The sequence below is a fragment of the Oleiphilus sp. HI0079 genome, assembly GCF_001635105.1.
The window spans coordinates 1-4,982 of the sequence record NZ_LWFT01000745.1 but is presented as its reverse complement, the minus strand read 5'-3'; the positions used below and the strand labels follow the sequence as shown (position 1 = coordinate 4,982).

6 protein-coding genes and 1 pseudogene are annotated in these 4,982 nt (G+C 47.5%); 3 read left to right on the top strand and 4 right to left on the bottom strand.

Annotated elements, in window-relative coordinates:
• The 3 genes and pseudogenes from A3750_RS13790 to A3750_RS13780 form a co-directional block, all read right to left on the bottom strand.
• Positions 1-214: pseudogene (locus A3750_RS13790) on the bottom strand (DnaA regulatory inactivator Hda); the annotation flags it as partial.
• Positions 211-771: a CDP-alcohol phosphatidyltransferase family protein gene (locus tag A3750_RS13785; RefSeq protein ID WP_068451931.1), complete on the bottom strand. Its 561-nt coding sequence runs from the start codon at positions 769-771 to the stop codon at positions 211-213. The gene A3750_RS13785 and the pseudogene A3750_RS13790, both read right to left, overlap by 4 nt.
• Positions 772-775: 4 nt before the next feature.
• A complete protein-coding gene (locus A3750_RS13780; protein WP_068464325.1) occupies positions 776-2,002 on the bottom strand; it encodes a DUF2066 domain-containing protein in 1,227 nt (408 codons plus the stop codon).
• A 189-nt stretch (positions 2,003-2,191) separates the two neighbouring features.
• Between A3750_RS13780 and purM the strand changes: the two genes are divergently transcribed.
• The 3 genes from purM to A3750_RS13765 are packed head-to-tail and all read left to right on the top strand — an operon-like array spanning position 2,192 to position 4,691.
• A complete protein-coding gene (gene purM, locus A3750_RS13775) occupies positions 2,192-3,232 on the top strand; it encodes a phosphoribosylformylglycinamidine cyclo-ligase (RefSeq protein ID WP_068451937.1) in 1,041 nt (346 codons plus the stop codon).
• Positions 3,233-3,234: 2 nt separating this feature from the next.
• Positions 3,235-3,912, top strand: coding sequence for a phosphoribosylglycinamide formyltransferase (gene purN / locus A3750_RS13770; protein WP_068451940.1), 678 nt, complete (start codon positions 3,235-3,237; stop codon positions 3,910-3,912).
• A 29-nt stretch (positions 3,913-3,941) separates the two neighbouring features.
• The gene (locus A3750_RS13765; RefSeq protein ID WP_068451943.1) at positions 3,942-4,691 is read left to right on the top strand and encodes a DUF3108 domain-containing protein; all 750 of its coding nucleotides are present in this window, start codon (positions 3,942-3,944) and stop codon (positions 4,689-4,691) included.
• Positions 4,692-4,774: 83 nt separating this feature from the next.
• On the opposite strand, the gene A3750_RS26890 is transcribed toward A3750_RS13765, so the two are convergent.
• A partial coding sequence (locus tag A3750_RS26890) for a hypothetical protein (protein ID WP_231871824.1) occupies positions 4,775-4,982 on the bottom strand: 208 nt, incomplete at its 5' end.

The following is a 4,982-nucleotide window of genomic DNA, read 5'->3' as shown; positions in this document are numbered from 1 at the left end:
TATCCAAAGCCGCATTAAGTAACGCTATGCTCAAATGAGTTTTTCCGCTTCCTGAGCCACCGGCAAGATAAACAAAAGCCTCTTGGCTATCGAATACCGCAGACCTTAGGCGAGCAACCACGTCAGAAGAAGAAACAGAGACAAAGTTGTCAAAGGTGAATTCCTTGCGAAACCCAAGCCCCAATAAGAGCTGCGGAGCAGCCTTGCGACTCACGACTCACCCTCGCTCAAAGCATCGCGAGTTCGTCGCCCCCAGATATGAATATAATTGAGACCACTGAGTAACGTTATCCCTGCAACCAGATAGACACCTAAGTCAATAAAAGGGCCAAGCGCCGCATAACCGGCAAGATGCAACAGCAAGACAACCACATATGAAATTTGAATAAAAGTGCAAAGCTTTCCAAGTAGCGTTGGCTGAATATCAAAATGATGCACTTTGTAGTGAAACAATAAGCCACCGATAACGATAATTAAATCTCTACCGAAAATGAGCAACACCAACCAAAGTGGAAGCTCTCCGAGCCAGGTAAGCAACACATAGGTTGTGATCAGTAAGAGCTTATCTGCGAGCGGGTCGGCGATTGCACCAAAGCGGGAGCGCCAATTGAAGTGCCGAGCGAGAAAACCGTCGACACCATCAGAAATTCCGGCAATGACAAATACAAGAAACGCATTTTGGAAGCTCTGTGTCATCAAATAATAGGAGAACGGCACGATGAGAACGATGCGAAGCACAGTCAGCAAATTTGGTATCTGATTAACAAACACCTAGTTATGCTCCACCATCAGGAACCCAATAGAAGTTCAGACTTTGCGGCATTTCGTTAAGCTCAACCGCTGCGAACTGGTCATCTTGAGTCAAAGATGCGTCTTCACGCTCTGCTGGCGGCTGCGCTGAACTCAGCTCGGTCTCTTGCGAGAACGGTGGCGCGACCAACTGAAGCTTGCCGGCAAGGGCAACTTGCTGCTCAAAGTTAGCCCGAGATCCACGAAGCTTAATCCCTAAATTGACCTTGTCTTGATAAACCTGTCGAACCGATACGTGCTCGACGCTTGAAAGCCGTTCAACATGCTCCACCAAGCTAGCATATTCGATAAATTGATCAATACCAGAAACAAGTATTCGCAACTCCTGAGCATCGGCCGTTGGATCACTCACAACTGCAAACTGCTCAGCAAGCTGCTGCGCTACTACCGAGGTCATCTGTCTCCACAAGCTAGGATAATCAACAGACTTTGCCCCGCCCGTTTTCGCGATGCTGCCCATCAGCAGCGTCCATTTTAACTCAAGCCCCTCATCCGCCTGATAGACGCGACCTAACAATCTATAATCATTCGGGTAACGTTGACTGGCCTCACTGACCGAACTTGGAAATAAACCCCAGAGCTCATTCAAATTTACCGAAGATAAGTCTTGCAGATCGCCTACAGGGAGAAATATTGGCAGCCCTGCACGTTCTGCCTCACGAGCTAAGCTCATGTTCAAAGCCGGATAATCTGAGTTCACCAAATGGCGCTCGCCATTTTCTTGCATGACGATCCACGCAATAATACTTGGCCGAAGGGCACCCCAAACAGGCAAGCCTATATCACGTATTTGCTGCAGAAGAGCATCATCGGAAAACTGAACCTTCAAGATATATTCTTTCTCAGGCAATGACTGTGCAAACACCGCACTGGAAGCGTCCGCCGAAGGATCTCGCTCTTCCCCATTTGACTCTGGCTGGCCAGAGTACAGCGAATTTCTTTGGTAGCTGAATCCGGAAACATAACTACGAGACTTCGCGAGTACCGGCTCTAGTTCGGGATTATCGAGACTTTCCTCATCCCCTGTGATCTTGACAACCACCTGCTTCAAAGCATCCGTAAATGCGGCATTACGATCAGCTTCTTGCTGAGTTTGAACTTGCACCGCTGCGGAATACATATCTATGCGTTCAGCGGCCGCAATTGGAAAAACGAAAGAAATGAACGAAAAAAGGGCTACAAACCTTATCAAGGAGGAGTTCCGCCAATAATTACAAATAATGAAGCCATGATATTAGCCCACACTCGGTATGACAATAAGTGAAACAAATAAGGCCAATAAATCGTTTATAGGGAGTTTATTCACTATCGAGCTAGAACTGCATATGGAGAGACTGGTAGAATTCGCGCCTCAAAGCATGACCCATTAAGCAGGCTTACAATGACCGACAAATCTCTTAGTTACAAAGACGCTGGCGTTGATATTGACGCTGGAAATCAACTAGTGGACAGAATCAAACACGTTGCGAAAAAAACAACTCGTCCCGGAGTATTAGGCGGACTAGGTGGTTTCGGCGCGTTGTTCGAGTTGCCAAGCGGTTACAGAGAGCCCGTTCTAATATCTGGCACAGACGGAGTCGGTACAAAATTGCGCCTTGCAATGGATTTGAACAAGCATGACAGCATTGGTATCGACTTAGTCGCGATGTGTGTTAACGACCTAATCGTCGCAGGTGCTGAGCCGCTTTTCTTTCTAGACTACTATGCCACCGGCAAATTAAACGTCGATGTTGCAGAACAGGTGGTCACAGGCATCGGTGAAGGCTGCTTGCAAGCAGGCTGCGCACTAGTTGGCGGAGAAACTGCTGAAATGCCTGGTATGTACCACAACGACGATTACGATCTAGCCGGTTTCTGTGTGGGCGTCGCAGAGAAATCAGAAGTCATTGACGGATCTCACGTTAACGAAGGCCATGTACTAATCGGGCTTGGCTCAAGCGGCCCCCACTCAAATGGTTACTCGCTAATACGAAAAATCATTGAGGTCTCGGGTGCCGACCTAGAAGATGAGCTCGAAAGCGGCGAATCGATCGCGAGCGCACTTATGCAACCAACGCGCATCTATGTTAAGAACTTACTCAAGCTTATTGCCGAACAACCGGTTCATGCCCTATCACACATCACAGGCGGCGGTTTACTTGAAAATCTTCCTCGTGTTCTTCCTGAAGGCTGCAAAGCGGTTATAGACACGTCGTCTTGGGATCTCCCTCCAGTGTTCAAGTGGCTGCAAAAGAACGGGAATGTCGAGGCAACAGAAATGTACCGTACCTTCAATTGCGGTGTTGGTATGGTCGTTTGTGTTCCACAAGCCGCGGCCCCAAAAAGCATAGAGCTGCTTTCTGAACTTGGCGAAAACGCATGGGTGATAGGATCCATTGAATCGAAAGGCGACGCTGAAGACGCTGTTGTGTTGAGAGGTTAGGAATGCAATCTGAGCCTGCACCTCTCCCTAAGGCCGTTGTACTAATCTCCGGTAGCGGAAGCAACCTACAGGCGATCATTGATGAAGTTGCATCCGGAGAGCTTCCTCTTCAGATATCTGCAGTGATTTCCAATGTGCCCGATGCCTATGGGCTCCAGCGAGCTCAGCAAGCTGAGATTGATACCCACAGCCTTGACCATAAAACGTTTTCACATCGCGAGCTTTTTGATGCTGAATTGATCAGAACGATAGAGCACTATCAGCCAGACATAGTTGTGCTCGCCGGCTTCATGCGCATTCTGAGCAATGATTTTGTCAATCGCTACCTTGGCAAGTTAGTGAACATCCACCCTTCTCTACTTCCCAAGTACCCAGGTCTGAATACGCATCGACGAGCAATTGACGCTCGTGACACACATCATGGCGTCACGGTTCACTATGTCATTCCAGAGCTTGATGCAGGACCAAACATCGTTCAGGCAAGAGTTGAAATAACAGAAAATGATACCCCGGAAACACTGGCAACCCGCGTTCAGCAGCAAGAACACGTAATCTACCCTATTGTTTTAAAATGGCTTTCAGAAGGCCGATTAGCTCTAAAGGGGAACCATGCAACGCTCGACGGTAAGCAGCTACCAGATACAGGGCTCATACTGGATAGCAGTCGAGTTCTTCATTAAACTGAATGCTCCGAGCAAAGGAGCTATCTATGATTCGCAGCTTGTCGCAATTCAAAATAGTGTTCGCACTAAGCCTCATCGTTACTGCTTGTTGCGCAAACGCTAACGACAAATCTCTGATTGAGGCTCATTCTGCTTCATATCAAGCGCATATCTCTCAAGGGATAAGCCTTAACGGTGACGCAACGCGTGAACTTACTCAACTGGAAGATGGCTCTTGGTCTTATCGCTTCTACGTTGAAACTACACCAGCAGAGATCACAGAACGCAGTATATTCGAGTTAATCGACGGCAAAATAAAGCCGAGGCAGTACGATTATTTACTCAGCGGCTTTCTAATCAAAGACAGACGCCAAAGCGTTGTATTTGATCAATCAAACGGTACCCTTACAGAGAAATATAAAAAGAAACAATGGGAGTTGAGCGCTCCTGACAACATTCTCGACCGTCTAAACTACCAACTTCAGCTTCAAGTCGATGTCGGCTCTGGAGATAAAGAGTTTGAGTACAAGGTTATTCATAAGGGCAAAGTCCGCCACTATCGTTTTGAGGTTATCGGCGAGGAATCGATCCAAACGCGCTTAGGTACAAAACGTGCTCAAGTAGTCCAGAAACTTAGAGAGGGAGGCAAAAAGCGAGAAACCAAGCTTTGGTTTGATCAAGCCCCGCCTTATGCGTTACTCAAAATGATTCAAACCGAGCCTGATGGGGAGTACTATGAAATCAATATCACCGGCCTCACTAGCGACACTCCCCCAGCGTCCAGCACTACGAAGTAATCGACAAAAGTGTACCCTCTACGGCCTATAAACCCTCACAAATGGCCAACTCCACGACCTGCTATAGTGCAAAATCCGTACAATCAGCTATGATGAACAAATAACAACCAAACTCTAATAACTATAAAGAATTTATAAGGTGCAAATATGAGCATAGCAATTTCCATTAGGAGTTCGCTGCTCAGGGAACGAGTATCCAGTCGACCAAAGCTTCTTTGGGCTTTATTCTTGGGCGCGTTTATCTCTTCGACCGCATGCGCTACCCCTCCTTCTGCCAAGGATGCGATATCT